The organism is Kribbella italica (assembly GCF_014205135.1).
Taxonomy (GTDB): Bacteria; Actinomycetota; Actinomycetes; order Propionibacteriales; family Kribbellaceae; genus Kribbella; species Kribbella italica.
In genome coordinates this window covers 7,982,872-8,009,414 of the sequence record NZ_JACHMY010000001.1, presented here as the reverse complement: position 1 = coordinate 8,009,414, position 26,543 = coordinate 7,982,872, and the positions used below count along the sequence as shown (strand labels likewise).

Sequence of the window (26,543 nt, the reverse complement as noted above, 5' to 3'; positions counted from 1 at the left end):
CCTGGCAGGTGCGCCCCGGCGCCCGGGGACAAGGAGCTACCGCTCCCAGCCGCGCAGCAACCACTGCGCCCGGACGTTCCATCCCACGGCGGGGCTGGTCGACGGCACACTACGACCGGCAGAGACACCCCAACCCAGGACGGCCACAGACGGCTGTTCGCTGAGGTGATCAGCCGGACGTGCTGCTTGTAGCTTTCGCCAAGGAGACAGCGGACTACAAGAGTGGCTGAGCGATCTGTAGATAGCCGAGACGGCCGGGGAACAAGGGGATCAATCAGCTGGTTGCCTCGTTCCACTCGATGTCGCTCGGCCGATCACCGCCGGTCGTCAGGAACTCCTTGACCGCCTGACGGATCAGGTCGAGCGAAAGCTCAGAGTCCTTGGGGAATGGTCGCTCGCTTCCCATGTAGTAGTACGTCAGCTCGTCGTAGCGACTGCGCTCGCCGGCGGCGTAGAAGCTGCCCGTATCTGCGAGATACCGCAGACCCCCGACCTGATCGCGCTCGTTCACGGCGACTAGCAGCTCGTGGTCGGTGGACCCTTTTTCGTTGGTGCGACCGTCGACGTACAGCGCGGCAACCGAGTTCTCGAATGGCTCGCGCAGGAGCGCATCGATGAGGCGATCGACATCCTGCGGCGTAGTGATCCACACCGGGTCGTCTTCGTGAGCGAAGGTGAAATAGCTCCTGATCTTCGTCATGGGGTCTCCGGAACTCCTCGGAAGGTCTTCTCGTAGTCGTCTGGTCCGTAGATCGTCAACTCGCTACCCGGCGGCAAGAACTCGGGCAGGAGGGTCGTGCAGCTCATATCTTTCACGCACGGCCGATTGTTCAGGTAAATGGTTGCTCGGGTGATGCCTTCGCGTCGCATCTTCATCGCGAACTTGAGCTCGACGTCAGCGGCCGTGCTCAGTTTCGCACCGCGCCGTACGCGTCCGAGACGCTCGGCGTGACGCTGCGCTTCGCCGTACTCCTCTTCGTGCTGGCCGCTGATGAGATCATGTTCCCCGCCGTCGCCATCGATCCACCTGCCACGGGTCTTCACTCGCTGGCCTTGTACGACGACGCGCCTCGGCAGCTTGTCTACTACTTCTCGGCCGCTCCTGACGCCTTGGCGTGGCGACCTTTCATCCTCCCGCCTTAACTTGTCGCCGGCCCCCGCCGTCTTACCCGATTTGCCCCCTTCCGGCTCCGGCTGGTCGTCGTCCGGCCGACGATCCGTGGGCGGCGTGCTGCTGCCCGGCGCATCCGCTCGACGAGCGGTGCCGTCGCCGGTCGGCCCGGTGGTGCGGATGCCGTCGACCATCTGCTGTGCCCAGCCATGGGCCTTTGGCGGCGCCTGCGAGAGGTAATTCGCGGCAGCTTCACAGGCCCGGGCGGCGGCGTCGAGCTGCTGGGCGACCATAGTCGCGCTGCCGCCGGACAGCTGCATCACTATCGCGGCGTGGTCGCGGCAGATGCGGACCCGGGCGTCGAGCGCGGCGATGACGCGGGGGATCTCGTTGAGGCTGTCAACGAGTCCTTGGGCTACTCGTTGGAGTTCGGACGGCACGAGTGCGGCCTAGAGTTGGTTGGCGTAGCTGGCACAGCCGTTCGAGGCGATGTGTAGCGACTCGACGGCTTGGTCGACGGCCTTGCCGGCGGTATCGAGGATCTGGGCAATGTCGCGGTCAACACCGGTGGTGGTGCCGGCGATCAGGGCTTCGACCTGCGTGCTGCTCTGAGCGAAGCGCTGCTTGAATCCGGCCAACCCACCGGCGGCCTGTTTGGCTTCGTTGGCGATTTGGTGGAGTTGCATCTGGAGTTGCTGGACCTGAGACATGTGCTACCTCGCTTCGGGCAGTTGGGGCGGATAGACAGGCCGCGCCGTGCCCGGGACTCGACGACCGGACAGGACGGCGCGGCAACTCCCAGGCGAGTCAACGCCTCTAGCGGGAGGTTGGAGCGGCGGAACCGGTGAGTGTGCAGCGATCACATTGCACCGAAGGGCTGAGGACGACTCCCTACCGGCTCCACCAGTTCATGGAGTGTCGCTCGCGATGACGACCCGTGTGCCAGTCGCCCGCTCGAAGGTGTTCCTGACGTCGTGGGTCACGGCGAGGGCGTCGAAGTGCAAACGACTCGGGAGGACGACGGTCGTCACCTCGTACCGGTTGACTGCCTCGATCAGAGCTTGAAATGCCGCTGGCGTCGTGTCGGTCTCGTCGACATAGATCGTGCCCATCGCGAAGCCCTCGGCCTTGGCGAACTCTTCCAGCTGGTCCTTGAGGTCGGCCAGCTCGCCATCGGTCATGAGTAGATGCTTGAGGATGTACCCGAGCAGAAGTGGACGCGTGTAGTCGGTGTCGCCGCTCAACACCCCTCGTCCGTCCACTGCCTGAACTTGGCGACCAGGCGCTCCCAGAGCCGATCCCACCATGGTCGGCGACACTGCCCCGTCACGAGAGCTTTGCATCGGACACCGCCGGCTCGATGGTGACCCGCAAACTGGCAAAGCGCCGAGTCATTGCGGCCTGGTGCCGCAGCGCAGCCACTGGCTCATCGGTGTACTCCGCGATGACGTGCTCACCGAACCAGACTCGGACACAGCGGTCGGTGGGGAGTGGAGCTTCCGCGAGGGTCGTCATTCGCCGCTTACCTCCATCGCGATGTCACGGAGTATGAAGGCGTAGAGCACACTGGCCAGCAGCCAGAGGGGCCACATCAGGTGGTACATGGTCCACACATCCCCGTCGAGCAAGTCGGTTGTCGGAGGACAACCATCCAATGACGCTCGGTGATGGGAAACGACACCGGCGCATACGCCTATCTGCGGATATGCGTGTCGTACATATGAGCGTCGGTGACCGGTAGTGTTGGAAGGGTGACGCGTCCGGAGAGGCGAGCCTGTCGGTCATGCGGCGCGCATCTGGCAGCGGACAACCGTGATGATCAGTGTGGGCCGTGCCTTCGGCGCGCTCCGGACCTGATCCTGGTCGCTCCTACCTTGCCTGATGACTTCTGGCAGGATTCCGCGTTACTGGCCGCTGCCGCCGAGCGCCACTTCGGCCAACTGCTCCTCAGCTACCGCAAACTCCAACGGCCGGAGCCGACGCAGGCCCTTGTCGGGCAGTGGCTCGGACTCACCCAGGGCCAGGTCAGCCGCATCGAGCGCAGCAAGACGCCCGTGCACGACCTGGACAAGCTCGATCGCTGGGCGCACGCGTTGCAGATTCCGCCGCGTTTGCTGTGGTTCACGCTCAGTCATAAAGCATCTGATGCATGTAACGACATTGAAAAAGTCTCTAACCTGGAAAGAAGTTACCCGCCCGACCACGAAGGACCCGACGTGCGCCGGAGAGACTTGTTCAAGACCGCTGGGGCGGTCGTCGCCGCCAGCAGCAGTTGGCTGTCCGACACCCCATGGCAGCGCCTCAGTGACAGCGTTCTGCGCGGTCGCGTCGTCGACCGCACAACCGTGCAGTTGGTCGAAGACCGGACCGCAGAGTTTTATACGGCCGAGGAGACGCGCCCGGCACGCGACATCTTGCGAGACCTCCAGAAGCACCGGCAGATGCTCGACTCGCTCCTCGCCAACACCCAGCAATCCAACCTGCGCGATCGTCTGCTGGTGGCGATGGGGGAAAGCGACGCACTGCTTGGCTGGATGCACTTCGATCTCGGCTCGGCCGAGCCAGCCGTGAATGCCTGGCGACGCGCCTTGCAGCTGGCCAACCAGACCGGCGACGGCGCGCTCGCCGCCTGTGCCCTCGGTTACTGGAGCTACCTGGCGGCCGGTCGCGGCGACAGTCGATCCGCAGTCGGCATGCTCGAGCGGGCCGAGTCGGCAGTCAGTGGCATGAACGCGCCGGCCACTCGGTCGTGGATCGCCATCCGCCTCGCGGAGGAAACTGCTCGCTCCGGCGAGTCGACCACATCACTCCGCGCCCTCGACCGGGCGATGACCGCCTTCGACTTCGCCAGCCCGCGGACCGAACGTCCCTGGACCGGCTTCTTCACTGCCAGCCGACTCGGTAGCTCAACGGTCGCGACGTACACCCGGCTGAACCACAGCGAGGCGGACGCCGCGGCCAACTCGCTCCTCGGATCGCTTTCACTTGGCGACAACAAGGTGCGTGGACTGGTGCTGGCCGAGCTGGCGACAGCGGCGGCGCATGCCCGCGACTTCGAGAAAGCTGGCGACCTCAGTCAAAGCGCAATCCGGATCGTCACGCGCACCGAGGCCAACTTCGCTCGCAAGAAGCTGGAAGATCTGGCATCGAGCTTGCCCGCCGGGACAACACCGGCACTGCGGCTGCGGCGTCAGATCACGGCTGGCTTGAGCGCGTCTCGTTCGTAATCCACTTCAAGTAGTCGGGATTGCCGGCCGTGACCGGCAGGAAGACAAGCTCCGGGACGTCGTAGCTGTGATGCTCGCGAATCCAGCTGGTAACGACTTCGGCCAGCTCGCCGGTGGTCTTGATCCAGAGCTGCCACTCAGTGTCGGTCTGGACGGCGCCCTCCCACCGATAGAAGCTCTTGATCGGGCTTGAGATCTGGACGCAAGCGGCCAGCTCGTCTCGTACCAGGCCTGCGGCGAGGGTCTCCGCGGCCTCTTCGCTGTCGGTCGTGGTGATGCCTACAACGTAAGTGGCGTCGGACACGCGTGTCTCTCCCTTGGTCGCTAGGTAGTCAGCCTAGCGAAATCATCCGCACGCAGGATCGCTAGCCCTGGCCTTTCAGTAAGCCATTGATTGTGGCGAAGGCGTCCCAGCCATCGACTGGATCGGGCTCCCCGTCCGGCATCGGCACAACTGTCCACGCCACGGCATTCGGCCGCTGGCCGGTGCTCAGGAATTCGATCGCCGCAGCCCGAGCCTCGGCCGTTGGAATCGCGCTATCGGTATCCATCCTTGTCGGCACAGACCCCATGTCGAACTCGGCGTCCATGGGCTCCGCGAGCGTGCCCACGGAGCGGTACAGCTCGTCGCCCGCGTCCAGGCCCTCACTGAACCTCAGTGAGCTGAAGTCCTGCCCCAGACCAATCGTCAGGACCTCATGAGCGGGCGACTCAAGCTGGAGCCACGTCGGGCGAGCAAGCGCACCGACCTTGTCCAGCAGAGCCACCAGATCACCACCCGAGGTGACCTTGACAGTCTCGCGCTCGTAGAAGCCCGTCAAAGTGTTGCTCACGCCATCCCCTTCCCGGTCCCCCGGTGGACCTTCTGGTCGCCGGACCAGTACACCGTAAAGTTGTGATCCCGCCTGGGAGCTGTGCGTGCTTTGCGCGGGTCACGGGAGTCGAACCGCGTATCAAATCGAACCCTTCAGTCGCCTCGCAGGGCATGGTTTGATACATCAATCTTCTTGAGCGAGTGCTTATCGGCGGCAGTGGCGACGTGATGGGCGTCGATGCAACCCAACCGGTCGTTGCGTACTTGTGAGGTTTGCCCGAGGCGGCACGTGGTGACCCTCTCTTCTTGGGTGCAGACAGTCGCCCGTGGCAACTTGCTGGGGAAGATATTTCCCGTGCTCACCACGCTTGAATCTCCGCAGCCGGCGGTCGCCGACCAGTCGGCTGCTCCGCGCGCGTCGTTCTACGCCCTCGTGGACCGTCTACGGTTGCGCTGGTTCCGACTGCACCGTCGCCGGCTCGCCGAGGCGCTGACGGGCGTCACATCGCTGATCCTGGCGCTCACCGCATTCGCTGTCGCTGGTCGTCTCTGACGTTCGGCCGGCATCAACAGCACTCGAATTCCTCTGCTGAACCCTCGAGGCCCTGATGGGCCCCGGGGGTTCGGCATGTGCCCCCGCGCGCACGCGGTACACCGTCGTACCGAGGTGAACATGTCGGCTGCGCAACGACCGTTCGGCGTACAGGTCTCGGACAGCGCGCGGGTGTGTGTCGACAGTCAGGTGACAGCGGGCTGACACCGGGGCCGCCTTAGCTGGAAGGCGTTCCGTTAGATCCGCTGACAGAAGGAGCGACATGTACCGCAAGCGTGTAGCAGCCACCCTGGCGTGTGGACTCGCCGTCGCGGGATTCGGCGCCATCAGCCCGGCGAACGCGGCCGAGGCCGCACCGGCCGCCGGGAACGTCCGGATGTGGGAGGACCCGGACTTCACCGGCAGCCAGTACGTCGACGCGACGCCCGCCAACTGCCCGGACGGCTGTGACATCGACGGCTGGGACGGCGACAACGAGATCTCGTCGGTCCGCAACGAGACCGCCTGCACGATCCGGCTGTACGCCGACGACAACTTCGCCGGCCGCTCGGTCGACCTGGCCGCGAACACGAACTACTCCAACCTGGAGCAGGTCGGCTTCGACAACGACGCGGAGAGCTTCCAGTTCGTCTGCTGACCTGAACGTCGCTCACGGCGCCCCGGAGACCACTTGGTCTCCGGGGCGCTGTGCTGTGTTCACGAAACAACCGAGCCAACCTGCAACCAACCGGCCACCGCCGGGAGTCGTCCCACCGTGAACAGCGAACAAGGGGTGGGTGTGAATGACCCAGGACGAGAGCCTGCGTGACCTGTACGACGGCTGCTACCGCCGCCTGGTCGCGCAGCTGTACGCGATCTGCGGGAATCTCGGCGAGGCCGAAGACGCTGTCCAGGAGGCGTTCGTGCGAGCGGTGGAGAAGCCGCGCCGGTTCGCCGCCGTGGACAACCCGGAGGCCTGGCTGCGCGTGGTCGCGCTGAACGTGGTGCGCAGCCGCTTCCGCCGCCTGAACCGCTACCGCGGGTTGCTGGCCAAGGAGGCCGCCTCGACCCCGCCTATCGACGTACCGGGTCTGTCGCCTGACCACGTGCACCTAGTCGACGCGCTGCGGCAGCTGCCGCTGGAGCAGCGGGAAGCGATCACGCTGCACCACATCGTCGACCTGCCGGTGCGGGAGGTCGCGATCCAGCTCGGGGTGCCGGAAGGCACGGTCAAAGCCCGGCTGACCCGAGGGCGGGCACGGCTCGCGCCACTCGTACAGGAGTTCGCGGACGACATCGAGGTCGAGGGGCAGGTCAACCCCCGCGCGCCGGTCCGGGACGCAACCGGCCGCTGGTGGGTGGTCACCGGCGAATGGCTCAGCGGATCACGCAGCGACATCGCCTGGACCGACGACCGCGGCCGGACCTGGAAGCACGCGCCGCTGGACCCCGAAAACCCGGCCAGCACCCTGGCCGTCAGCCAGAACGGGCAGACCGCCGTCGCGACCTCATGGGGTGACGGGGCGACGCTGGAGAAGATCGAAGCCGTCCGCCTGTCCACCGACGCCGGCCGGACCTGGCGGACGGTGCAAGATCCTCCGGACTTTCGGGACGGTGGTCCGCTGGCGTTCAGCGACGGCACGGCCCTGCTCCTTGGTCGCGACAGCGATGAGACCAAGCCCTCCAGCTACCGGATCAGCCCGAGCGGCGAGTTCACCGGCCGCTCCGTGGTCGCCGCCCTGAACTCGCTGCAGGGCGACGACAGGCTCCTCTACGGGCTGGTTGCGACCGGTCCGCAGAATCTGGACCAAGGCCGGTCGGTCGCGACCAGCACCGACCGGGGTGCGACCTGGCGATCGTTCGAGCCTCGGTAGTCAGGGGTGCATCCGCGCACCCTTGAGCACCTTGTCCACGGCGTTCTTCGGGCCGTGCAGGGCGATCCCGACCAGGTCGAGCTCGCCCTGCCGGACCGCTTTCACGGCCGCGCGGTTGTCGCGATCGTTGCCGGTGGCAAACAGATCGGCGGTGAAGACCGAGTGCTTCAGCTCCCGCCCGAGCACTCGCCCGTGCGAGACCGTCATCTGTTCCTTGGACCCCTCGAACACGAGCACAGGCTGGCGGAACATCGGGAGGTACGGCGTACCGTCGGCGTCCTCGTACGGCAGCCCGGTGAGCTCGGGCATCGTCGCGGCCAGGCCGGACACGAGGAACGCCGTCACGTTCAGCCGTTGCCAGGTCGCCAAGTCGTCCCGCAGCAGCACCGCGAGCTTGGTGTCGAATCTGATCTGTTCATCCACAGGCTCCAACTTGCCGCGTCGGACGGCCCGCTGGCTTGTACGTTCTTAGCAATACGGCGGATTGCTGGTGACGGCGGTGGCGACGCGGAGGTAGAGGTTGAAGAGGCGGTAGAGGTGGAGCATGTCGCCCTGGGTTGTGATGGTGCGGTCGTCGGTTTTTTCGAGGCCAGGGATGGCGAGGAGGTGAGAGGCGACTGAAGCGGACTGCCAGCGGACGGTGAGCTGGTGGACGGTCTTGGAGAGGGCCGGCGAATCAGCCTCGGCGGCGAGGGCGGGAGCGGCGGCGGGCCTGGCGGAGGCTGGCCTGGCGGGGTCGGGCCTCGTGGGGAGAGTTGTGAGTGCTCTCTGGACGGTCTGTTCGATGCCGGAGCGGGACTCGGCGACCGGGACCAGTTGGGCGGCGAAGCGGTCTTTGGCCTGTTTGACGGGGTAGGTGTGGATCTGGGAGTCCCAGGCCGTCGCTTCGGTGCAGGCGGTGTTGTCCCCGGTGAGGGCGGCGACGGGGACGCCGTACGTCGATGCCGCCGCGTGCAGGAGGCCGATCTCGCCGGTCAGCTTGTCGTCGAGCCAGATGTCCTCGATCTCGTGGCCCATGAAGCTGTGGCTGAGGACGCCGAGAGTCCCGGCGCGGGCGTGGAAGCCCACGCAGACCACGGCGTCGAAGTCCACAGTGAGGCCTTCGATCATGCCCATCGGCTTCGGGCGGCCCTTGATCAGCAGGGCGCGCGGGTCAAGCAGGTCGGGCAGCAGGTTGCGCATCGGGCCGTGGGCGTCGTTGACCAGCACGTACGACGCGCCGGCGGCGTACGCGCCGCGGACGGCGGCGTTGACGTCCTCGGTCATCAGGCCGCGGCCGCGTTCGTAGTCGCGGCCGGGTGGCTGGACGTCCTCCGCGTCGACCAGGCCGGTGATGCCTTCCATGTCCGCGCTGATGTAGACCTTCACCCGAGTCCCCCGCCCTCTCCGCAGCCGTCCGCAGGCAAGCGTAGTGTTCCGAAGGGTGAGCGCGAGTGCGCAGGTCAGGGCCTGGCGACCGGGACTGAACGGTGTCGTCGAGGTCCTGCACGCCTACTTCCCGTCGCACGCGTACCCGAGTCACACCCACGACGCGTGGACCATCCTGCTCGTCGACGAGGGCGTCGTCCGGTACGACCTGGACCAGCGCGAGCACGACCTGAGCCGCGCGCAGGTGTCGATCCTGCCGCCCAACGTGCCGCACGACGGCCGCTCGGTCCGCCCGGAGGGATTTCGCAAGCGGGTGCTCTACCTGGAGCCCGACCGGCTCGGCACCGAGCTGACCGGCGCTGCGGTCGACCAGCCGGAGTTGCTCGACCCCCTGCTCCGGCAGCGCATCGAGCAGCTGCACGGCGTACTGGCTCTGGGCCAGGAGCCGCTGGAGGCCGAGAGCCGCCTCACCCTGATCGAGGAGCGACTGCGCCAGCACCTCAGGCGCCAGGTCATCGCACCGCCTGACCGCCGGGACGCGGGAGTCGCCAGCCGGCTACGCGAGGTGCTGGACGCGCACCTGCCGGGCGGGATCACGCTGGACGAGGCGTCGACGCTGGTGCACGCGCATCCGGCGCACCTGGTCCGCGCGTTCAGCCGGGAGTTCGGCATGCCGCCCCACCGGTACCTGACCGGCCGCCGCGTCGACCTGGCCCGACGCTACCTACTGGAGGGCCGCCCGGCCGCCGAGGTCGCGACGCTGGCCGGCTTCTACGACCAGTCCCACCTGACCAGGCACTTCCGCCGCATGCTCGGTGTGACTCCGAGCAGCTTCGTCAGACCTTGATGTCCTCAGTACGCCGAGACGCCTTGTACGCCTTCACGCCCCACGTACCGAGCAGCCCGGCGATCAGCAGGTTGACCACGATCAGCACGGTGTGCGCGACGTAGTACCCGGTCGGGCGGTCCTCCGTGGTGGCCAGGTTCTTGATGAAGGTCACGTACGTGACGACGTTCCAGACCGCGATCGCGATCAGCACCAGGGCATGCTTACGTTCCAGTTTCACCCTGCCAGTGTGCACGTAGGGGGCGGCCGCGCCTCACTCGGCCGCCCCACCAGAGGGGCGAGCTCTCTACGTGGGAACGACCTTTGTCCAGAGCCGCGACAGCGGCAAGGGAATTAAGCTACCGGCGGGTCACATCAAGGGTTTACCTCTGCGCGACGTCGCTTCCACCCCGGTCGACGGTGCGCAGCAGCTGGGTCCGGTTGGCGACGCCGAAGCGCCGGTACAGGCGGGTGAGCTGCGACTCGACCGCCTTCACGCTCAGGTACAGCGCGGCCGCGATCTCGCGGTTGGTGGAGCCGTCGCGGACCATCGCGACGATCTGCAGCTCGTTGTCGGTCAGCTCGGACGGCTGCCGGCTGCGACTCGGTACGTCGAGCCGCGCGAGCTCCGTCTCCGCGACCTCGCGCCAGGCGGGTGCGCCGTACTGCTCGAACTGCTCGATCGCGTCCAGGAACGCCGTCCGGGCCACCGACCGCCGCCGCGCCTGCCGCGCGACTCGCCCGCGGGTCAGCTCGCAGCGTGCGAGGTCGAGGGGGTACACGTGGTCCCCCGCGGTCGCGATCGTCTTCTCCAGCAGGTCGAGCGCCGCCGCCGGGTCGCCCTGCTTGGCGATCAGCAGCGCCTCGGAGCGTGCCAGCCCGACCCGGACGACCTCGCGGTCGAGCGTGTCGGCCCGCTCGCGGATCTCCGCGATCAGCGCGGCCGCGTCGTCCAGCCGGCCGGAGGCGACCAGCGCCTCGGCGTAGTCCGCGTGCCACGGGATCACGGCCGGGTCGTACGGCATCGCGGCCTCGCCCGACTCCGCGATCGCGTCGAACGCCTCGACCGCGCGCTGCGGATCACCGACCAGTACGCCGACCAGCCCGACCGCGGACAGCGCCGGACCGGTCCACTCGTCGTTGCCGATCACGCGAACCGCCTCGAGCGACCCCTCGGCCATCTCGCGCGCCATCGTCGCCGTACCGCCGGCCCACTCGGCGCGCGCCGCGATCACCATGCCGACCTCGGGCTCGTCGCCCAGGTCCTGCATCAGCTGGAGGCACTCGTGCCCGGAGGCGAGCGCGTCGGCCCCGCGGCCGCTGCGCTCGTAGATCGCGGTCGCCGAGATCAGGATCCCGGCCAGCCAGCGCACCGCGCCGCCGACCCGGACCTCCTCGACCAGCGTGCTGATGCCCTCGATCGCCGCCGCGTTGTTGCCGCGGAACAGCTCGCGCATCGCCGCCATCTGCCGCGCGTGCACGACGCTCTTGGTCAACGGCAGCCCGATCGCCAGCGCACCGGCCTGGTCGAGCAGCCGGTCGGACAGCTGGCCGCCGCCGACCGCGATCTCGACCGGGTGGGCCGCGCTCAACGCGTCGACCAGCGCTTCGGTGTCGCCGCAGCGACGGGCCAGCTCCTGCGCGACCCGGGCGTCCTCGCGGGCGTCGTCGAGCCGGCGGTCGAAGTACGCGCTGTGGCTGCGCATGATCCGCACCTGCGCCTCGAGCCGGTCGTTGCCCTGGGCGGCCTCGAAGGCCTCGGCCAGCAGCTCGATCCGCTGGTCGCGCTCCGGCCAGGCGGCGTCGACCAGCAGCAGCAGCGCCGGCACCTTGACCTCGGCAACGGTCGCGGCCTGTACGGCGAGCCGAGCCATCTCCGCCGACTCCACCAAGTGCCCAGCGGCCGCGGCGTCGTCAGCGGCTTGCGTCAGTCGGCGGGCCCGGTCGTCCGGCGCGTCGGCCGGGGTCCTGTCGGCCGCCAGCTTCCAGAGCGTCGCGGCGGCGCCCAGCGCCCCACGAGCGCCCGCGGTCGTCCCGGCCTCCTCCAGTGCGGCTGCGAGGTCCGCGTCGGCCTCCTGGGTCGCCAGGGCCCGGTGAGTGGCGTTCTCGACCGGCTCCTCGACCACCGCGGCCAGCCGGGCGTGTGCCTGCCGTCGCGCGGCGGACGTCGCTTCGGCGTACACGAACTCGCGCAGCAGCGGGTGGTTGAACCGCAGCCGCTCCGACGAGACGTCGATCAGCCCGAGCCCCTCGGCCTCGGCCAGCTCGAGGTCGACCGAGTGGCCGAGTGACGCGGCCAGCTGCGAGGTCGTGGGGCGCGGGGAGGCCGAGGCGTGCAGCAGGAGCTCGTGTGTCGCCGGGCTGAGGTCGGCCAAGCGGTCCCCGAGCAGAGTCTTCAGCCGCGAAGACACCGGGAGCGGGTCGTTCGGCGAGACGCCCTGCGGGTGCCGCAGCACCGCACGGCCCAGCTCGAGCGCCATGAACGGGTTGCCCGCGCTGGCTGCGTAGATGCGCCGGGCGGTGCGCACCGGGAGCGGGCTGGAGAGCCGGTTGCGCAGGAGAGCCAGTACGTCGGGCTCGGCGAGCGGCGGGACCTCCAACTGCAGCACCGGCTCAGGGCACGCCTCGGCCATCCCCGGCAGGTCGCCGTCGGCGACCTGCTCGGTGGCCAGCATGTGCACGCCCTCGGTCAGCCGGCGGGCGCAGAAGGTCAGCACTTCGAGACTGGACGGGTCGACCCACTGGATGTCGTCCACGACGAGCAGCACCGGCCCGGACGCCGCCAGGCGCCGCAGTACGTGCAGTACGGCGAGGCGCACGGCCAGCTCGTCCCGGACCGTGTCCGGCGCGCTGGCCTTGAGCAGCGCGACCTCCAGCGGCTGGCGGAGGTGGTCGGGCAGCACCTGCCAGGCCAGCTCGAGCTGGTTGGACAGGAGGTCCAGGAGCGTGACGTACGGCAGGCCGGCCTCGCTCTGCGACGGCGCGGCGCTCAGCACCCGCCAGCCGGAGCGGGCACGGTCGGCGACGAGCGCCCGGCCGAGGGCGGACTTGCCGATACCGGTCGGGCCGTAGAGCAGCACGGAGCCACTGGTCTCGAGCTGCGTCCGCGCACGCTCGACCAGTCCGGCGCGCCCGACCAGCTCGTCGTCAGTCATCGATCAACATTCTCCCCGAAGGATTACATTCGCGGACATCACAGTCGAGTGCCACTGGACACGGCGAGTGTCACATACGGATATCCGGACGCCACCCCTTCGTTACCCATCTGTTCACGGCGAGTCCGGTTCGGCCGTGCACAACGTCCGGCGTGTCGCCCGCAACGACGGTGAATTCTCCGGTGGGGCTCAACTGAGAAAAGCCCGGAGAAGAGCGGCGGTGCCGGCCAGGTGCAGCCGCATCGCCTCGCGGGCCGCGGGCGCGTCGCCGGCGAGGATCGCGTCGACGACCTGCTGGTGCTGCTCGTCGGAGTGCACGATGTTGCGTTCCAGCAGCGGGATCGCGTCGAGCAGGGCGTTCAGCCGCATCCGTACGTCGGCGACCGCCGAGGTGAGCGACGGCGAGCCGCTCACCTCCGCGATCGCGAGGTGCAGCCGCGAGTCCATCCGCCGGTAGTCGGTCAGCCTGGCGGCCGCGGTGTCGGCCAGACAGCGCGTGAGGTGGTCGCGCTCGTCGGCTCCGAGGGAACGGGACGCCGCGGCTTCGGCAGCCCCGAGCTCCAGCGCCGACCGCAGGACCAGCGCATCCTCCAGAGCGTCCTGGTGACCGCCGCCCCACTCGTCGCCCAGCTCCTTGGCGAGCTTCTTCGGACCGACGCGGCGCGGCCGCGGCAGGCGGGTGTTGACGAACGTCCCGCCGTACCGGCCGCGGCGGGACTCGACGTACCCGGCCTCGGTGAGCGCGCGGATCGCCTCCCGCAGGGTGACGCGGGAGACGTTCAGCCGCGCGGCCAGGTCACGCTCGGACGGCAGTCGCTCCCCAGGCCCGACCACGCCGAGCTTGATCGACTGCAGCAGCCGCTCGACGGTCTCCTCGAACGGGTTGCCGGACCGCACCGGCCGGAACAACGCCTCCCCAGCACGCGCTTCCTCGACCACCGCACCACCTCTCCCCGTCCGACCCCCTCACCCTAGATCCCGGCGGGCCTAGAGCGGTGTCACGTACGAGCCTGAGATGCCGCCGTCGACGAGGAACGTGTTGGCGGTGATGAACGACGAGTCGTCGGAGGCGAGGAACGCGACCGCGGCGGCGATCTCCTCCGGCTCGCCGAAGCGGCCCATCGGGACGTGCACGAGCCGGCGCTCGGCGCGCTCGGGGTCGGTGGCGAACAGCTCCTGCAGCAGCGGCGTGTTCACCGGCCCCGGGCAGAGCGCGTTCACACGGATCCCCTGCCGGGCGAACTCGACGCCCAGCTCGCGGCTCATCGAGAGCACCCCGCCCTTGGACGCCGAGTACGAGATCTGCGACGTCGCCGCGCCCATCACCGCCACGAACGACGCGGTGTTGATGATGGACCCCTTGCCCTGGCGTTGCATGTACGGGATCGCCGCCTTGCAGCACAGGTACACCGACGTCAGGTTGACCTCCTGTACCTTGCGCCACGCCTCCAGGCCGGTGTCCAGGATCGAGGCGTCCTCGGGCGGCGAGATCCCCGCGTTGTTGAACGCGATGTCGACCGACCCGTACGTGTCGAAGGCCTGCCGGAACAGGCTGTCCACCGCGGCTGCGTCGGTCACGTCGGTCGGCACGAACAGCCCGCCCACCTCGTCGGCCGCGGTCTTGCCGGCCACCGGGTCGAGGTCGCCGATGACGATCCGGGCGCCCTCGGCTGCGAGCCGTCGTACGCTCGCCAGGCCGATGCCGCTGGCTCCGCCGGTGACGACCGCGACGCGGCCCTCGAGGCGGTGTGCTGTGACGTCGGTCATGTCAGTCCTCCGTGCTGATGAAGATGTTCTTGGTCTCGGTGAACGCGGCCAGCGCGTCCGGGCCGAGCTCGCGGCCGAGCCCGGACTGCTTGAAGCCGCCGAACGGCGTCGAGTAGCGCACCGACGAGTGCGAGTTGACCGACAGGTTGCCGGCCTCGATCCCGCGGCTGACCCGCAGCGCACGCCCGACGTCCCGGGTCCAGATCGAGCCGGACAGCCCGTACGCCGAGTCGTTGGCGCGCCGGACCGCGTCGGCCTCGTCGTCGAACGGGACGACCACGACGACCGGGCCGAAGATCTCCTCGGTCAGCGCCGGCGCGTCGTCCGCGAGGCCGGTCAGCACGGTCGGCGGGAACCAGTACCCCGGCCCGTCGGGCGCCGTACCACGAAAGGCGACCGACTCGGAGTCGACGTACGACGCCACGCGCTCGCGCTGCCGCGCGGAGATCAGCGGGCCCATCTCGGTCGTGGCATCGGCCGGATCGCCCACGCGGAGGTCCTTCACCGCCGGCTCGAGCAGCTCCAGGAAGGTGTCGTGCACCGACCGCTCGACCAGGATCCGCGAGCGCGCGCAACAGTCCTGCCCGGCGTTGTCGAACACGCCGTACGGCGCCTGCGCCGCGGCCTTCTCCAGGTCCGCGTCGGCGAAGACCACGTTCGCGGACTTGCCGCCGAGCTCCAGCGTCACCCGCTTCACCTGGTCGGCACAGCCGGCCATCACCTGCTTGCCGACGCCGGTCGACCCGGTGAACACCACCTTGCGCACCGCCGGATGCGTGACGAACCGCTGCCCGACGACCTTGCCGGCGCCCGGCACGATTTCCAGCACGCCCGGCGGGATCCCGGCCTCCAGCGCCAGCTCGCCGAGGCGGATCGCCGTGAGCGGGGTGAGCTCGGCCGGCTTCAGTACGACGGTGTTGCCGGCCGCCAGGGCCGGCGCGAAGCCCCAGCCGGCGATCGGCATCGGGAAGTTCCACGGCACGATCACGCCGACCACGCCGAGCGGCTCGGCGACGGTCAGATCGATGCCTCCGGCAACGGGAATCTGCCGGCCGAACAGGCGCTCGGGCGCGGCCGCGTAGTAGTGCAGGACGTCGCGGACGTTGCCCGCCTCCCAGCGGGCGTTGCCGATCGTGTGGCCGGCGTTCTCGACCTCGAGCGCGGCCAGGTTCTCCAGGTCGGCGTCGACCGCGTCGGCGAACCGGCGCAGCAAGCGGCCGCGGTCCGCCGGGACGACGGCACGCCAGGTGGTGAACGCCTCGGCAGCGCGGGCGATCGCCGCGTCGGTCTGCTCCTCGGAGGCGAGCTCGACCGTGCGGACGACCTTCTCGGTGGCCGGGTTGATCACGTCGTACGTCACGCGGTTCCTCTCCTCGATGCTTCGGCGACCAAGGCGGTGAACAGCCGCAGGTCGTCGGGGTTCTCCTCGGGGTGCCACTGCACGCCGAGCGCGAAGGCCTTGTCCTTGACCTCGGCGGCCTCGACCGTGCCGTCGCCGGCGCGAGCCGTCACGTGCAGGTCGTCGGCGACGACGTCGAGGGCCTGGTGGTGGTAGCAGTGCACGGTGGTGCGGTCGCCGAACAGCTCGGCGGTCAGGGAGCCGGGGTCGATCTTCACGTCGGTGCGGCCGAAGATCGCGGGCGACGGGCGGTGCTCGTCGTGGCCGACCGCTTCGGGCAGGTGCTGCTGCAGGGTGCCGCCGAGCGTGACGTTGAGCATCTGCAGGCCGCGGCAGATCGCGAGCAGCGGGAGATCTTTCTCCAGGGCGGCCCGGATCAGGACGGCTTCGTGGTCGTCGCGGCCGGGTCGGGTGTCGACGGTCTCGGAGTGCGGCACAGCGCCGTACGAGGTGGGATCGACGTCGCAGCCGCCCGCGATCACGAGACCGTCGAGGAGGTCGAGGATCGACGGGTCGGTGCCGACCGGCGGGAGCAGGATCGGTGTACCGCCGGCCGCGACAACGGAGTCGAGATAGACCCTGGGGAGAAGTGCGGCGTCTCGCTCCCACACGCCCCAGATGGTTGGTTCGAGATAGGTGGTGATGCCGATCCGGGGCTTACAGCCGTTCGAAGCCACGGACGCGCTCCCAGTCGGTGACGGCGGCGTCGTACGCGTCCAACTCCACCCGGGCCGCGTTGAGGTAGTGGTCGACCATCTCGTCACCGAACGCCTCGCGGGCCAGCTTCGAGCCGCCGAACAGCGCCGACGCCTCGCGCAGCGTCGTCGGGACGTGCGGTTTGTCGCTGGTGTAGGCGTTCCCGGCCAGCAGGGGCTCGAGCTCCAACTCGTTCTCGATGCCGTACAGGCCGGACGCGATCAGCGCGGCGACGGCGAGGTACGGGTTCACATCGCCGCCGGGTAGGCGGTTCTCGACCCGGAGCGACTGGCCGTGGCCGACGACGCGGAGCGCGCAGGTGCGGTTGTCGAGGCCCCACGCGACGGCGGTCGGGGCGAAGCTGCCGGGCTGGAAACGCTTGTAGGAGTTGATGTTCGGCGCGAGCAGGTAGGTGAGCTCGGGCAGGCAGGCGAGCTGGCCGGCGATGAACTGCTCCATCAGCACGCTGAACCCGTGCTCGCGATCCCCGGCCAGCACCGGGTCGCCGTCCGCTCCGCGGAAGCTCAGATGGATATGACAGGAGTTGCCCTCGCGTTCGTCGTACTTGGCCATGAAGGTCAGGCTTTTGCCGTGCTTGACCGCGATCTCCTTCGCGCCGGTCTTGTAGATCGAGTGGTTGTCGCAGGTCTTCAGCGCTTCGTCGTACCGGAACGCGATCTCCTGCTGGCCGAGGTTGCACTCGCCCTTGGCCGACTCGACGTACAGGCCGGCGCCCTCCATCGAGTTGCGGATGTCGCGCAGCAGCGGCTCGATCCGCGCGGTGCCGAGCAGCGAGTAGTCGACGTTGTACTGGTTCGCCGGGTCGAGGTCCTTGTAGGTCTTGGACCACGCCTGCTCGAAGGTGTCGTTGAACACGATGAACTCGAGCTCGGTGCCGACGTACGCCGACAGGCCGCGCTCGGCGAGCCGGTCGAGCTGCGCCCTGAGGATCTGCCGCGGGCTGGCCGGCATCGGTGTGCCGTCGAGCCACTGGACGTCGCAGATCACCAGCGCGGTGCCGTCGAGCCAGGGCAGCAGCCGGAGCGTGTCGAGGTCGGGGGCCATCAGCAGGTCGCCGTACCCGCGTTCCCACGACGACATCGCGTAGCCGTCGACGGTGTTCATGTCGACGTCGACGGCGAGCAGGTAGTTGCAGCCCTCGGTGCCGTGCTGCAGCACCTCCTCGAGGAAGTAACGCGCGCCGCAGCGTTTGCCCTGCAGCCGGCCCTGCATGTCGGTGATCGCGACCAGCACGGTGTCGATCGTGCCCTCCGCCACCAGGTCCCGCAGTTGCTGCACGGTCAGCTTGCCGGTGCTCGATGCCACGGTCGGTCCCCCGGGGTTCTATTGGTCTGCGGTCAGTCCATTGACGCAAGCCTCCGGCGCGATGTCAATGTGCCCGTTCCCTTGACACAGGGGTCCCGCGCGAGGAACCTCATGGCCATTCCTAGTGGTATGCCCGTAGACCATTGGAGCCACGATGAGCCGGAAGACCTCGCGCGTCGACTACCAGCAGGTGGGCAAGGAGTACCTGGAGCAACGCCAGCTGCGCCGGGGCGCGGCCGGCTGGGTGCTGCTGGCCGGGCTCGGTGTCGCCTACGTCATCTCCGGCGACTTCGCCGGCTGGAACTTCGGCCTGGCCGAGGGCGGCTGGGGCGGGCTGCTGATCGCGACCGTGCTGATGGCCACGATGTACACCTGCATGGTGTTCGGGCTGGCCGAGCTCGCGTCGGCGATCCCGGTCGCGGGCGCCGGGTACGGCTTCGCCCGGCGAGCACTGGGTCCGCTGGGCGGTTTCGCCACGGGGACGGCGATCCTGATCGAGTACGCGATCGCGCCGGCCGCGATCGCGACGTTCATCGGCGGGTACATCGAGGCGCTCGGGCTGTTCGGGCTCACGTCGAGCTGGCCGGTCTACCTCGGGTGCTACGTGATCTTCATCGGCATCCACCTGTACGGCGTGGGCGAGGCGCTGCGGCTCACCATGGCGATCACCGCGGTCGCGGTGGTGGCGCTGGTGGTGTTCGTGATCGCGATGATCCCGCAGTTCGACGCCAACAAGCTGTTCGACATCGTGCCGAACGACGCCGCGGGGGCGAACGAGTTCATCCCGTTCGGGTACGCCGGGGTGCTGGCCGCGCTCGTGTACGGGATCTGGTTCTTCCTGGCCGTCGAGGGCGTGCCGCTGGCCGCCGAGGAAGCGCGCGACCCCGTGCGCGACATGCCGCGCGGCATCATCACCGCGATGGGCATCCTGCTCGTCTTCGCCGCGCTGATGCTCGTCTTCACCGCCGGCGGCGCCGGGTCATCGGTTGTCGCCGACTCGGACAATCCCTTGCCTCTGGCTCTTCGTACGGCGTTGGGTGGAGACCCCTGGGTCGCCGACTTCGTCAACTACGTAGGCCTCGCGGGCCTGGTCGCCAGCTTCTTCTCCATCGTCTACGCGTACTCCCGCCAGCTCTTCGCCCTGTCCCGCGCCGGCTACCTCCCGCGCTTCTTGTCCGTCACCGGCAAGCGCAAGACGCCGTACCTGGCCCTGCTCGTCCCCGGCGCCATCGGCTTCCTGCTCGCCGCCATCACCCAGGACGGCGCGCTCCTGATCAACATCGCGGTCTTCGGCGCCACCGTCTCGTACGTGCTGATGACGCTGTCCCACATCGTCCTCCGCGTTCGCGAACCCGACCTCGCCCGCCCGTACCGCACCCCCGGCGGCACCGTCACCACCGGCATCGCCCTGGTGCTGGCGATCATCGCCGTCGTCGCCACCTTCTTCGTCGACAAGTTGGCGGCTGCCATCACCGCCGCCATCTTCCTCGCCGCCATCGCCTACTTCTGGTTCTACAGCCGCCACCACCTGGTCGCCTCAGCCCCCGAAGAGGAGTTCGCCGCCATCCAGCAGGCGGAGTCGGAGCTGTCGTAGCGAGAACGGCCGCTAGCGCTTAGAGCGTTTCGGGAGGCGGTCGGCGAGGCTCATGGCGGCGATGTTATCGGCGCGGCGAGTCATCCGGCCGCACGTCAGCAGGTGGTCGCGGGGGATGGTTGCGCTTGCTCTTCCAGGACCAGTGTCGTGGGGTCGAAGGTTGATCGGTGGCTGCAGCCGTCGTACGTCGTGACCTCGACGGACCGTGCGTCGACGAACCGGAACGTCGGGACGACGGTTCCGCTGTCGAGGCCGTTCACGCTGCTCCCGTCGTCGTACCAGACCACGGATTCCTGCGACAGCAGACCGCGGTCCCGCCGCAGGCGCACGTCGGATCCGCCCAAGCCCCACACGCGGACGAGCTCGTAGCGGCCGTCCGGTGACGTCACCCGGTCTCGCTCCGGCCCCGGCAAGAGCTCGGCCGTCAGCCACGCAGCGCCCCCGGCGAACACCAGTCCCACAGCTCCGAGCACGACCGCGACGATCGTGACGGCACGGCGTCGCCAGACGAGGACTGCCGCCGTCGCGACGGCCACTGCGGACAGGCCGGTCGAGGCGGCGGTGAAGAACCCCGCGTACCGAAGGTTGAACGGGTCCCACCAGGACAGCACACACGCCGGTACCAGGATCGCAACGGCCACCGCCGGCACCACGACCACCCGTCCACGGACCACGAATCACTCCTCCGTCCGGCAGTCCGCGGGGATGCTCCGCGAAGCGCCGATGGTATCCAGCGGCCGGGTCGCGCTGCGGGACGAGTGAGTGACTGTGTCCGGTCCGGCGCAGTACTGCCGTGGCACTGGTGGGTCTTGGGAAACGGCGGGATGGTGCTGAAAATCGGGTGATTCGGCCGCACCGCCCAAGCGGCCCGATCTGGAGGAGCGCGTCATGCGATCTTTCGTCACCCGTCCCCGCGCGTTCGCCGTACTGCTGGTCGGTACGGCGCTCGCGTTCAGTCCACTCGGTGGTCAGGCCGAGGCGAAGTTGCCGGCCGACGCGACTGGGAACCCGTGCTACAGCCCGGCCGAGTCGACCTCGGCGCGTGGTGGTCAGGAGGCCGACCACCGGGAGTTGAGCGCGGCCGAGCAGAAGGCCGTCGAGGCCCGGACCGCCGAGCTGGTCGCGGCCAAGCGGGCCCGCGGGCTGGCGCCGGCGCCCGGCAAGCTGGCCGCGGCGAACGTGCCGGTCTACATCCACGTCATGCGCAGCAGCACCGGCGCGGGTGACGTCACCGCGAGCCAGATCACCCAGCAGATCGCGGAGCTGAACCAGAACTTCGCCGGCGGCGAGTCCAGCGCGGCGGCGAACACCGGGTTCACGTTCTCACTGGCCGGGACCTACCGGTACAACAACTCTACCTGGCACCGCGACGGCCAGAGCACGACGTACCGGGCGCAGACCCGCAAGGGCGGCAAGAACGCGCTCAACATCTGGCTGGTCAACTTCAGCTACCTCGGCATCGCGACCTTCCCGTGGGACTACGCGAGCAACCCGTCGATCGACGGCATCCGGGTGCAGTACAGCTCGCTGCCCGGCGGTTCGTCGACGAACTTCAACCTCGGCAAGACCGCGACCCACGAGGCCGGTCACTGGTTCGGGCTCTACCACACGTTCCAAGGCGGCTGTACGTCGACGAACGACTCGGTGAGCGACACGCCCGCCCAGGGCAGCGCGAGCAGCGGCTGCCCGACCGGCCGGGACTCGTGCTCGCTGCCGGGCCTGGACCCGATCCGCAACTACATGGACTACTCCTACGACTCCTGCTACAACCAGTTCACACCGGGTCAGAGCACCCGGATCAGCAACATGTGGACGGCGTACCGGGCCTGATCCCTCACGTTCTCCGTGGCCGGTCCCCTTACCTTGGCAGGGACCGGTCACGGACCGTACGGCGGTTGGTATGCCAACCGCCGCGTGACTGTTGGCCTGGAGGTTGTCTAGAGTGCCGCCGATGCGTGTGCTCCTGACGGCGTGCGCGACCACCGTGATGCTGGTGGCCGGCCCGCTCACAGCGACCGCCGCCGCCCAGGGCTCCCGGAGCCCGGTCGGTGGCGTCCAACTGACCGCGCAGTCGAAGGTCGTCGCCGCCGGTGCGACGCCGCCGGCGGTGCAGGCCGGCTCGTACGTCGTGGCGGACCTGGACACGGGGACCGTGCTGGCGGCCAAGGCGCCGCACGCGAAGCTGCGGCCGGCCAGCACGCTGAAGACGCTGACGGCGCTGGTGCTGCTGCCGCGGCTCGACAAGGGCGACGTCGTGGTCGGGTCGGACCGTGACGCGGGGATCGAGGGCAGCAAGGTCGGGGTGTACCCCGGGCTGCGGTACTCGGTGGACCTGCTGTTCCAGGGGATGTTCCTGGCGTCCGGGAACGACGCCGTGCACGCGCTGGCCGAGCACGACCAGGGCGGGACCCCGGCGACGATCGACCGGATGAACAAGAAGGCAACCGAGATCGGTGCGCTCGACACGCATGTGACGGACCCGACGGGGCTGGATGCGGACGGGCAGGTGTCGTCGGCGTACGACCTCGCCTTGTTCGCGCAGGCGGGGCTGGGGCGGCCGGACTTCGCGAAGTACGCGTCGACGAAGTACACGAACTTTCCGCTGGCCAAGGCGGGGACGTACCAGGTCGCGAACCAGAACAAGCTGCTGTTCAACTACGACGGGGCCCTGGGGATCAAGACGGGCTACACGACGCTGGCCCGCAACACGTTCATCGGCGCCGCCCGGCGGGACGGGCACACGCTGGTCGTCACGCTGATGAACTCACCCCACGGCATCACCGAGGACGCCACGAAGCTGCTCGACTGGTCCTTCAGCCACTACACGGCGCTCAGCTCGGTCGGCACACTGGTCAAACCGGCGACGGCGGCCAAGACCGGCCCGAACGTGTCGAAGAAGTCCGCCGCTGGTACGCCGCTGCCGAAGCGCACGCAAGCGGCTCTGATACCGGCCCTGGCCGTGCAGTCCCTGGCGTTGAGGATCCCGTCCTGGGCGTACGCCGCGCCGCTGTTCGTGCTCCTGGCCCTCTTCCTGCGCAGGCCGAGATCGCTGAAGATTCACAACAAGCGAAGCAGGAGCAGAAGGCACTAGCTGCCGAGCATGTGGTGGGGAGGGAGGGGCGCGCGTCCCCGGCCGCTGCCTTCGGCGCGGGAACCCGGCGGGCGCGTCAGCGGCGTAGCGAGCGCGCTGCTCTGGCCAACTGGACGGTGATGGCTGTGGCTGTGGCGCCGAGGAGGGCTCCGGCGGCTACTGCGACGGTGTCGGCCTTGCGGGCCGGGATCGGGACGACCTTGAACTTCTTGCCGGGTGGGCCCGGGAGGAGGCCGTTCTCGTCCGGTTCGGGGTTGGTGGAGCCGTTCGTCCGGCGGCGCGGTAGCACCTGCTCGGTCTCGAAGGGCATGGCGGCGCGGGCGGCTTCCTCGGCTTCGCCGGTGTGCCAGCGGTGGTCGAGAGTCGCTTCCTTGGTCCACGCGGCGATCAGCATGATGACCCGCGTCATCAGGTAGATCCACACCAGCAGCGCGAGCGGCAGCGCCAGAGCGCCGTACGCCGCGTTGCTGCCGATCACGTTGTTGACGTAGGCGTTGCCGAGCTTCTGGGCGGCGAAGAAGACGATGCCACCGGCAAGGGCAGCGATCAGTGCCACCTTGCGGGGCAGGATGATCCGCGGCATCGCCGTCTGCAGATACAGGAACAGGACCGCGCCGGCCGCGATGCCGACCACCACGCTGATCGCCCCGAGGCCCCAGTTCGCCAGCCAGGTACCGTCCAGGTCGATCCACTCGACGATCTTCTTCGACAGCCCGGACAGCACCGACGAAGCCAGCGTGGCGAGAACGCCGATCAGGCCGAGGCCGACCAGGGCGCCGAGGTCGGTGACCTTCAGCTTGATCGCGTTGCCCGGCTGGTCGTCCAGCTCGTGCATCGACCGGATCGAGGCGCGCAACGAGTCGATCCAGCCGAGGCCGGTGAGCAGCAGCGAGACGCCGGAGATCAGCCCGATGGTGCCGGCGTTCGCGATCAGCGCGTCGATGTCGATCTGGTCGCCGATGCCCGGCAGGTTCTTGGCCAGGGCCTTCTTCATCACGTCGATCGCGTCGTCTTCCAGCAGCTTCCCGACGACGGCCGCGGCCAGCACGATCAGCGGGAACATCGACAGGAAGCCGAAGAAGCTCGTTGCCCCGGCCAACCGGTTGCCGCGCCGGTCGCCGTACCGCTTCCAGGCCCGCCACAGCTGGGTGCGGCTGAACCGCGCCCAGACCGCCTTGCCCCGTTCCTTCACGCCCATTGCTCTCCTGTACCCGTCCTGCCCGCCTGTACGCCGTACAGCCTGGCAGGTGGTTCAGCCCTTGAGCGGGAAGGCGCGCTGCGGGCGCCAGACGCCGTCGGCGCCGTGCTCGTACCGGCTGAACGCGGAGACGTCGAAGGCGCAGTCGTAGTCCGCGAGCAGGTCGTACGCGCGGTCCAGCGCCTCCTTGTCGAGGTCGTGGGCCACGGTCACGTGCGGGTGGTACGGGAACCGCAGGTCGACCGAGAGCGGGCCGGAGCGAACCTGCGACTGCAGGACCTCGCAGGACGAGATGCCTTCGGCCAGCGTGACGAACACCACGGGAGAGATCGGCCGGAAGGTCGCCGTACCGCGCAGACGGATCCGGAAACTCGGGAACCGCGCCGCCAGCTCGAGCAGGTGCTCGTCGATCCGCGGCAGATCCTCGTCCGGGACCTCGGTCGGCGGGAGCAGCGTCACGTGGGTCGGAATCGAGGAGGCCATCGGGTCACCGAAGTCGGCCCGGTACTTCTGCAGCTCCGAGCCGAAGGGTTCGGCGATCGGAATCGCGACACCGATCGTTGCCATCCGCCTACCGCCCCGAGCCCGGGGCGCTGGTGGAATGCGCCGCCGGCGCAGGAGTGAGATCGAGGACGGCTGCTGGCATACCCCGATTCTGACACCGTCCGAGGTCGCATCAGTACCGGGGACGGTGTCGGGTTACTCATACGAACAGCTCTGAGGGGGGTTGAGGCCGGCGTGGATGCGGCCGGGCCGTCGCTGGTGGCTGAGGCCGCGGCGGGCGGGAGGGAATGCGAGAGACGGTGGTGCCGTCGAGCGGCGGCCGGGGGCGAGTTGCCGGGGTTCGGTGGGGCGGCGTTGCCCGGATGAGGACGTTGCCGGGTGCGGTGGGCGGCGTTGCCGGGTGCGGCGGGCGGGGGCGTTGCCCGGGTACGGCGGGCGGCGGCGCTGCCCGGGGGTACGGCAGCCGGTGGGCTTCCCAGGGAGACGGCAGCCGGCGGTCTTCCCAGGGGGCCGGCGGCCGGCGGCCTTCCCGGGGTACCGCACCCCGGCGGCCTTGCCGGGGTGCGGCGGGCTGGGCGTTGCCGTTTGTGGTGGGCGGGGGCATGGCCGTGCCTGGTGAGTGGCGGCGCTGCCGGGTGCGGTGAGTGGCGGCGTCGCCCGGATGCGGTGAGTGGCGGCGCTGCCGGGGTGCGTGGGTGGGTGACGGCGTTGCCGGGTGTGGTGGGTGGGGCGTCGCGGGGTGGGTGGGCCCGGGTGGTCGTAGGGTCGGGGGATGAGTTCTCGTCAGGCTGTGGTGGTTCCCGGTGGGGAGTACGGGCCGCAGGGGCCGTTGCTGATGTTTGCGGGCGAGGCTGCTGAGCGGCGGGGGGCGACGATCCATCCGGTGCAGTGGCAGAACCGGGAGGCTGCGACGACGCTGACCGAGGAGCAGTTGCTGGCGTGGGTGATCGGGCAGGTGTCGCCGCACCTGCCGATCGGGGTTGCCGGTTCAGGGCTGTTGCTGATCGGGAAGTCGCTCGGGACGCACGCGGCGGCGTTGGCGGCCGAGCGAGGGCACCCTGCGGTGTGGTTGACGCCCTTGCTGCACCACAAGCAGGTTGTCGATGCGCTGGAACGGTCCCGGGCGCCGTTCCTGCTGGTGGGTGGGACCAACGATCCCCTGTGGGACGGCGACGTGGCCCGCCGGTTGACGCCGCACGTACTAGAGATCCCGGAGGCCGACCACGGAATGTACGTCCCGGGCCGACTCGCCGCGTCCGCCGCGGTGCTCGGTGAGGTGACCACAAAGATCGAAGACTTCCTCGACGAAGTCGTCTGGCTCTAGGCGTTCACCGCATGATCCAGTTCTTCGACTCCAAGTAGGCCGCGTGCCAGACATCACCTACGCAGAGTTCCAGGATCTGACGGCCTCGATTCAGCACAACGCCGTCCATCTGGAGACGCGTGACGCGTACGGCACCGAGACCGAGTTGCCGCACATGGCCAAGTGGGCGGCCGGCGAGCCGGACGATCTCGACTGGCTGCAAAGCTGGTGCACGAAGGTTCGCAACCATGTGAAGAACGGCAGAACCGTACGGCGAGCAAAAATCGTCTCCGAACCGCTGAGTGACTATCAGCGCTGGGCGTACACCCTGATCGGCCCGATGGTCGAAGCCGGTGAAGACATCCGACGGGTTCCGCGACGATCGACCTCGTCGATCGCCATTCCCGGTAACGACTTCTACGTGCTCGATGACAGGTTGGTCGTCTTCCTCCACTACGCGGGCTCCGGCCTGAACATCGCCCTGACCACGTCAACAGACAGCGCCGATCTCGACAGATGCCGCAGCGCCTTCGAACAGGTCTGGGCATTGTCGATCCCCCACCGTGACTACAAGCCCGAGTAGCGCTGCCCAGAAAGGCCGCGGAAGCTCTCGGAACCCGGCTCCGTGAACTGCGCAAGGATGCCCGGTCTGGCCGGCCGGGACGGGCTGGCACTTCGCGGGTCAGCAACTCGAGCACGGCACACAGGCGCCTTTCGACGAAGACCTCGGGCTTTGTTGTGCGACGTGCGCGCACCAG

At 68.8% G+C, this 26,543-nt stretch carries 28 protein-coding genes; 10 read left to right on the top strand and 18 right to left on the bottom strand.

Features of this window, described 5'->3' with window-relative positions; translation table 11 throughout:
• Window positions 1-274: 274 nt before the first annotated feature.
• The 4 genes from HDA39_RS37580 to HDA39_RS37565 form a co-directional block, all read right to left on the bottom strand.
• Window positions 275-700 (bottom strand): Imm1 family immunity protein, encoded by a 426-nt coding sequence (locus HDA39_RS37580; protein ID WP_184803483.1) that lies wholly within the window; start codon window positions 698-700, stop codon window positions 275-277.
• Window positions 697-1,551 (bottom strand): DddA-like double-stranded DNA deaminase toxin, encoded by an 855-nt coding sequence (locus HDA39_RS37575; protein WP_184803481.1) that lies wholly within the window; start codon window positions 1,549-1,551, stop codon window positions 697-699. The genes HDA39_RS37580 and HDA39_RS37575 overlap by 4 nt, the downstream gene beginning before the upstream one ends.
• Before the next feature lie 9 nt (window positions 1,552-1,560).
• Window positions 1,561-1,821: a hypothetical protein gene (locus tag HDA39_RS37570; protein WP_184803479.1), complete on the bottom strand. Its 261-nt coding sequence runs from the start codon at window positions 1,819-1,821 to the stop codon at window positions 1,561-1,563.
• A gap of 198 nt (window positions 1,822-2,019) precedes the next feature.
• Window positions 2,020-2,355: a serine integrase family protein gene (locus tag HDA39_RS37565; RefSeq protein ID WP_238356255.1), complete on the bottom strand. Its 336-nt coding sequence runs from the start codon at window positions 2,353-2,355 to the stop codon at window positions 2,020-2,022.
• Window positions 2,356-2,985: 630 nt separating this feature from the next.
• Here HDA39_RS37565 and HDA39_RS37560 point away from each other — a divergent pair.
• On the top strand, window positions 2,986-4,338 hold the full coding sequence (locus HDA39_RS37560) for a helix-turn-helix domain-containing protein (RefSeq protein WP_184803476.1): 1,353 nt from the start codon (window positions 2,986-2,988) through the stop codon (window positions 4,336-4,338).
• Here the strand turns inward: HDA39_RS37560 and cutA are convergent.
• Both cutA and HDA39_RS37550 read right to left on the bottom strand, forming a co-directional pair.
• A complete protein-coding gene (gene cutA, locus HDA39_RS37555) occupies window positions 4,307-4,642 on the bottom strand; it encodes a divalent cation tolerance protein CutA (RefSeq protein WP_184803475.1) in 336 nt (111 codons plus the stop codon). The two genes, HDA39_RS37560 and cutA, sit on opposite strands and share 32 nt — an antisense overlap.
• A 61-nt stretch (window positions 4,643-4,703) precedes the next feature.
• Window positions 4,704-5,171, bottom strand: coding sequence for an Imm1 family immunity protein (locus HDA39_RS37550; RefSeq protein ID WP_184803474.1), 468 nt, complete (start codon window positions 5,169-5,171; stop codon window positions 4,704-4,706).
• A gap of 336 nt (window positions 5,172-5,507) precedes the next feature.
• Here HDA39_RS37550 and HDA39_RS37545 point away from each other — a divergent pair, with 336 nt between their 5' ends.
• From HDA39_RS37545 to HDA39_RS37535, 3 genes are all read left to right on the top strand, one after another.
• Window positions 5,508-5,705 (top strand): hypothetical protein, encoded by a 198-nt coding sequence (locus tag HDA39_RS37545; RefSeq protein ID WP_184803473.1) that lies wholly within the window; start codon window positions 5,508-5,510, stop codon window positions 5,703-5,705.
• A gap of 262 nt (window positions 5,706-5,967) precedes the next feature.
• Window positions 5,968-6,342, top strand: a complete 375-nt coding sequence (locus tag HDA39_RS37540) for a peptidase inhibitor family I36 protein (protein ID WP_184803472.1) — start codon at window positions 5,968-5,970, stop codon at window positions 6,340-6,342.
• A 145-nt stretch (window positions 6,343-6,487) separates the two neighbouring features.
• Window positions 6,488-7,558: a sigma-70 family RNA polymerase sigma factor gene (locus tag HDA39_RS37535; protein ID WP_184803471.1), complete on the top strand. Its 1,071-nt coding sequence runs from the start codon at window positions 6,488-6,490 to the stop codon at window positions 7,556-7,558.
• On the opposite strand, the gene HDA39_RS37530 is transcribed toward HDA39_RS37535, so the two are convergent.
• Window positions 7,559-7,981, bottom strand: coding sequence for a DUF2000 family protein (locus tag HDA39_RS37530; protein ID WP_420488775.1), 423 nt, complete (start codon window positions 7,979-7,981; stop codon window positions 7,559-7,561).
• Between the two features lie 45 nt (window positions 7,982-8,026).
• Window positions 8,027-8,926, bottom strand: coding sequence for a M55 family metallopeptidase (locus HDA39_RS37525; RefSeq protein WP_184803468.1), 900 nt, complete (start codon window positions 8,924-8,926; stop codon window positions 8,027-8,029).
• Between the two features lie 55 nt (window positions 8,927-8,981).
• Here HDA39_RS37525 and HDA39_RS37520 point away from each other — a divergent pair, with 55 nt between their 5' ends.
• Entirely contained in the window at window positions 8,982-9,773 is a 792-nt protein-coding gene (locus tag HDA39_RS37520) for an AraC family ligand binding domain-containing protein (RefSeq protein ID WP_184803467.1), read from the top strand.
• Here HDA39_RS37520 and HDA39_RS37515 read toward each other — a convergent pair.
• The 7 genes from HDA39_RS37515 to HDA39_RS37485 form a co-directional block, all read right to left on the bottom strand.
• Entirely contained in the window at window positions 9,763-9,993 is a 231-nt protein-coding gene (locus tag HDA39_RS37515) for an SCO4848 family membrane protein (RefSeq protein WP_184803466.1), read from the bottom strand. The genes HDA39_RS37520 and HDA39_RS37515 overlap by 11 nt on opposite strands.
• A gap of 142 nt (window positions 9,994-10,135) precedes the next feature.
• Window positions 10,136-12,907 carry a helix-turn-helix transcriptional regulator gene (locus HDA39_RS37510; protein ID WP_184803465.1) on the bottom strand — a complete coding sequence of 924 codons (2,772 nt, stop codon included), beginning with the start codon at window positions 12,905-12,907 and terminating at the stop codon, window positions 10,136-10,138.
• 189 nt (window positions 12,908-13,096) lie between these two features.
• Window positions 13,097-13,846 (bottom strand): GntR family transcriptional regulator, encoded by a 750-nt coding sequence (locus tag HDA39_RS37505; RefSeq protein WP_184803464.1) that lies wholly within the window; start codon window positions 13,844-13,846, stop codon window positions 13,097-13,099.
• A gap of 48 nt (window positions 13,847-13,894) precedes the next feature.
• On the bottom strand, window positions 13,895-14,674 hold the full coding sequence (locus HDA39_RS37500; RefSeq protein WP_184803463.1) for a 3-oxoacyl-ACP reductase: 780 nt from the start codon (window positions 14,672-14,674) through the stop codon (window positions 13,895-13,897).
• A 1-nt stretch (window position 14,675) separates the two neighbouring features.
• Window positions 14,676-16,034, bottom strand: a complete 1,359-nt coding sequence (locus HDA39_RS37495; RefSeq protein WP_184803462.1) for an aldehyde dehydrogenase family protein — start codon at window positions 16,032-16,034, stop codon at window positions 14,676-14,678.
• Complete coding sequence (locus HDA39_RS37490) at window positions 16,031-16,750, bottom strand: gamma-glutamyl-gamma-aminobutyrate hydrolase family protein (protein ID WP_184803461.1); 720 nt, start codon at window positions 16,748-16,750, stop codon at window positions 16,031-16,033. Before HDA39_RS37490 ends, HDA39_RS37495 begins: the two co-directional genes overlap by 4 nt.
• Window positions 16,731-18,095 (bottom strand): glutamine synthetase, encoded by a 1,365-nt coding sequence (locus tag HDA39_RS37485; RefSeq protein WP_184803460.1) that lies wholly within the window; start codon window positions 18,093-18,095, stop codon window positions 16,731-16,733. The genes HDA39_RS37490 and HDA39_RS37485 overlap by 20 nt, the downstream gene beginning before the upstream one ends.
• A gap of 154 nt (window positions 18,096-18,249) precedes the next feature.
• On the opposite strand from HDA39_RS37485, the gene eat reads away from it, so the two are divergent.
• The gene (gene eat, locus HDA39_RS37480) at window positions 18,250-19,689 is read left to right on the top strand and encodes an ethanolamine permease (protein ID WP_184803459.1); all 1,440 of its coding nucleotides are present in this window, start codon (window positions 18,250-18,252) and stop codon (window positions 19,687-19,689) included.
• 95 nt (window positions 19,690-19,784) lie between these two features.
• Here the strand turns inward: eat and HDA39_RS37475 are convergent, their stop codons facing one another.
• Window positions 19,785-20,363, bottom strand: coding sequence for a hypothetical protein (locus HDA39_RS37475; protein ID WP_184803458.1), 579 nt, complete (start codon window positions 20,361-20,363; stop codon window positions 19,785-19,787).
• A 214-nt stretch (window positions 20,364-20,577) separates the two neighbouring features.
• Between HDA39_RS37475 and HDA39_RS37470 the strand changes: the two genes are divergently transcribed.
• Both HDA39_RS37470 and HDA39_RS37465 read left to right on the top strand, forming a co-directional pair.
• Window positions 20,578-21,519, top strand: a complete 942-nt coding sequence (locus tag HDA39_RS37470; protein WP_184803457.1) for a zinc metalloprotease — start codon at window positions 20,578-20,580, stop codon at window positions 21,517-21,519.
• A gap of 121 nt (window positions 21,520-21,640) precedes the next feature.
• The gene (locus HDA39_RS37465; RefSeq protein WP_184803456.1) at window positions 21,641-22,780 is read left to right on the top strand and encodes a D-alanyl-D-alanine carboxypeptidase family protein; all 1,140 of its coding nucleotides are present in this window, start codon (window positions 21,641-21,643) and stop codon (window positions 22,778-22,780) included.
• Between the two features lie 76 nt (window positions 22,781-22,856).
• On the opposite strand, the gene HDA39_RS37460 is transcribed toward HDA39_RS37465, so the two are convergent.
• Window positions 22,857-23,978 carry a YihY/virulence factor BrkB family protein gene (locus HDA39_RS37460; RefSeq protein WP_184803455.1) on the bottom strand — a complete coding sequence of 374 codons (1,122 nt, stop codon included), beginning with the start codon at window positions 23,976-23,978 and terminating at the stop codon, window positions 22,857-22,859.
• Between the two features lie 54 nt (window positions 23,979-24,032).
• Window positions 24,033-24,545, bottom strand: coding sequence for a 2'-5' RNA ligase family protein (locus tag HDA39_RS37455; protein WP_184803454.1), 513 nt, complete (start codon window positions 24,543-24,545; stop codon window positions 24,033-24,035).
• A gap of 709 nt (window positions 24,546-25,254) precedes the next feature.
• Here HDA39_RS37455 and HDA39_RS37450 point away from each other — a divergent pair.
• Window positions 25,255-25,806: an alpha/beta fold hydrolase gene (locus HDA39_RS37450; protein ID WP_184803453.1), complete on the top strand. Its 552-nt coding sequence runs from the start codon at window positions 25,255-25,257 to the stop codon at window positions 25,804-25,806.
• 43 nt (window positions 25,807-25,849) lie between these two features.
• Window positions 25,850-26,368: a DUF6879 family protein gene (locus tag HDA39_RS37445; RefSeq protein WP_184803452.1), complete on the top strand. Its 519-nt coding sequence runs from the start codon at window positions 25,850-25,852 to the stop codon at window positions 26,366-26,368.
• The last annotated feature ends 175 nt before the right edge of the window (window positions 26,369-26,543 follow it).

Bases quoted from the DNA above. Each gene is read 5' to 3' on its own strand.
- HDA39_RS37580 (WP_184803483.1), bottom strand. From the start codon at position 700: ATGACGAAGATCAGGAGCTATTTCACCTTCGCTCACGAAGACGACCCG.
- HDA39_RS37570 (WP_184803479.1), bottom strand. From the start codon at position 1,821: ATGTCTCAGGTCCAGCAACTCCAGATGCAACTCCACCAAATCGCCAAC.
- HDA39_RS37540 (WP_184803472.1), top strand. From the start codon at position 5,968: ATGTACCGCAAGCGTGTAGCAGCCACCCTGGCGTGTGGACTCGCCGTC.
- HDA39_RS37535 (WP_184803471.1), top strand. From the start codon at position 6,488: ATGACCCAGGACGAGAGCCTGCGTGACCTGTACGACGGCTGCTACCGC.
- HDA39_RS37510 (WP_184803465.1), bottom strand. From the start codon at position 12,907: ATGACTGACGACGAGCTGGTCGGGCGCGCCGGACTGGTCGAGCGTGCG.
- HDA39_RS37500 (WP_184803463.1), bottom strand. From the start codon at position 14,674: ATGACCGACGTCACAGCACACCGCCTCGAGGGCCGCGTCGCGGTCGTC.
- eat (WP_184803459.1), top strand. From the start codon at position 18,250: ATGAGCCGGAAGACCTCGCGCGTCGACTACCAGCAGGTGGGCAAGGAG.
- HDA39_RS37470 (WP_184803457.1), top strand. From the start codon at position 20,578: ATGCGATCTTTCGTCACCCGTCCCCGCGCGTTCGCCGTACTGCTGGTC.
- HDA39_RS37465 (WP_184803456.1), top strand. From the start codon at position 21,641: ATGCGTGTGCTCCTGACGGCGTGCGCGACCACCGTGATGCTGGTGGCC.
- HDA39_RS37460 (WP_184803455.1), bottom strand. From the start codon at position 23,978: ATGGGCGTGAAGGAACGGGGCAAGGCGGTCTGGGCGCGGTTCAGCCGC.
- HDA39_RS37455 (WP_184803454.1), bottom strand. From the start codon at position 24,545: ATGGCAACGATCGGTGTCGCGATTCCGATCGCCGAACCCTTCGGCTCG.
- HDA39_RS37450 (WP_184803453.1), top strand. From the start codon at position 25,255: ATGAGTTCTCGTCAGGCTGTGGTGGTTCCCGGTGGGGAGTACGGGCCG.